Annotated in this window: 1 rRNA gene; it reads right to left on the reverse strand. The window is 57.2% G+C overall.

What is annotated here, in order from left to right:
* Positions 1–2,201: ribosomal RNA gene (locus ABZ721_RS40880) — 23S ribosomal RNA — on the reverse strand; the annotation flags it as partial.

Below are 2,201 nucleotides of genomic sequence, written 5' to 3' on the forward strand. Positions count from 1 at the left end.
CGCGCGCAGCGGATAGGGACCGAACTGTCTCACGACGTTCTAAACCCAGCTCGCGTACCGCTTTAATGGGCGAACAGCCCAACCCTTGGGACCGACTCCAGCCCCAGGATGCGACGAGCCGACATCGAGGTGCCAAACCATCCCGTCGATATGGACTCTTGGGGAAGATCAGCCTGTTATCCCCGGGGTACCTTTTATCCGTTGAGCGACGGCGCTTCCACAAGCCACCGCCGGATCACTAGTCCCGACTTTCGTCCCTGCTCGACCCGTCAGTCTCACAGTCAAGCTCCCTTGTGCACTTACACTCAACACCTGATTGCCAACCAGGCTGAGGGAACCTTTGGGCGCCTCCGTTACTCTTTAGGAGGCAACCGCCCCAGTTAAACTACCCACCAGACACTGTCCCTGATCCGGATCACGGACCGAGGTTAGACATCCAGCACGACCAGAGTGGTATTTCAACGACGACTCCACCATGGCTGGCGCCATAGCTTCACAGTCTCCCACCTATCCTACACAAGCCGAACCGAACACCAATATCAAGCTATAGTAAAGGTCCCGGGGTCTTTCCGTCCTGCTGCGCGAAACGAGCATCTTTACTCGTAGTGCAATTTCACCGGGCCTATGGTTGAGACAGTCGAGAAGTCGTTACGCCATTCGTGCAGGTCGGAACTTACCCGACAAGGAATTTCGCTACCTTAGGATGGTTATAGTTACCACCGCCGTTTACTGGCGCTTAAGTTCTCAGCTTCGCCACACCGAAATGTGACTAACCGGTCCCCTTAACGTTCCAGCACCGGGCAGGCGTCAGTCCGTATACATCGCCTTACGGCTTCGCACGGACCTGTGTTTTTAGTAAACAGTCGCTTCTCGCTGGTCTCTGCGGCCACCCCCAGCTCAGGAAGCAAGTCCCCTCACCAGTTGTGGCCCCCCTTCTCCCGAAGTTACGGGGGCATTTTGCCGAGTTCCTTAACCATAGTTCACCCGAACGCCTCGGTATTCTCTACCTGACCACCTGAGTCGGTTTAGGGTACGGGCCGCCATGAAACTCGCTAGAGGCTTTTCTCGACAGCATAGGATCATCCACTTCACCACAATCGGCTCGGCATCAGGTCTCAGACTATGTGTTGCGCGGATTTGCCTACGCAACGTCCTACACCCTTACCCCGGGACAACCACCGCCCGGGCTGGACTACCTTCCTGCGTCACCCCATCGCTTACCTACTACCACCTTGGATCGGCGGCTCCACCACTCCCCTTTGCCCGAAGGCTCCAGGACGGCTTCACGGCCTTAGCATCAGAGGGTTCGATACTGGGCGTTTCAAAGCGGGTACCGGAATATCAACCGGTTGTCCATCGACTACGCCTGTCGGCCTCGCCTTAGGTCCCGACTTACCCTGGGCAGATCAGCTTGACCCAGGAACCCTTAGTCAATCGGCGCACACGTTTCCCACGTGTGTATCGCTACTCATGCCTGCATTCTCACTCGTGTACCGTCCACGACTGGCTTCCGCCGCCGCTTCACCCGGCACACGACGCTCCCCTACCCATCCCCGCACCCGTTAGGGCTTCACACGGGAATGACACGACTTCGGCGGTACGCTTGAGCCCCGCTACATTGTCGGCGCGGAATCACTTGACCAGTGAGCTATTACGCACTCTTTCAAGGATGGCTGCTTCTAAGCCAACCTCCTGGTTGTCTCTGCGACTCCACATCCTTTCCCACTTAGCGTACGCTTAGGGGCCTTAGTCGATGCTCTGGGCTGTTTCCCTCTCGACCATGGAGCTTATCCCCCACAGTCTCACTGCCGCGCTCTCACTTACCGGCATTCGGAGTTTGGCTAAGGTCAGTAACCCGGTAGGGCCCATCGCCTATCCAGTGCTCTACCTCCGGCAAGAAACACGCGACGCTGCACCTAAATGCATTTCGGGGAGAACCAGCTATCACGGAGTTTGATTGGCCTTTCACCCCTAACCACAGGTCATCCCCCAGGTTTTCAACCCTGGTGGGTTCGGTCCTCCACGAAGTCTTACCTCCGCTTCAACCTGCCCATGGCTAGATCACTCCGCTTCGGGTCTTGGGCGCGCGACTCATTCGCCCTATTCGGACTCGCTTTCGCTACGGCTACCCCACACGGGTTAACCTCGCCACACACCGCAAACTCGCAGGCTCATTCTTCAAAAGGCACGCAGTCACGAGA

The sequence above is a fragment of the Streptomyces sp. NPDC006733 genome (assembly GCF_040636125.1).
Classification (GTDB): domain Bacteria; phylum Actinomycetota; class Actinomycetes; order Streptomycetales; family Streptomycetaceae; genus Actinacidiphila.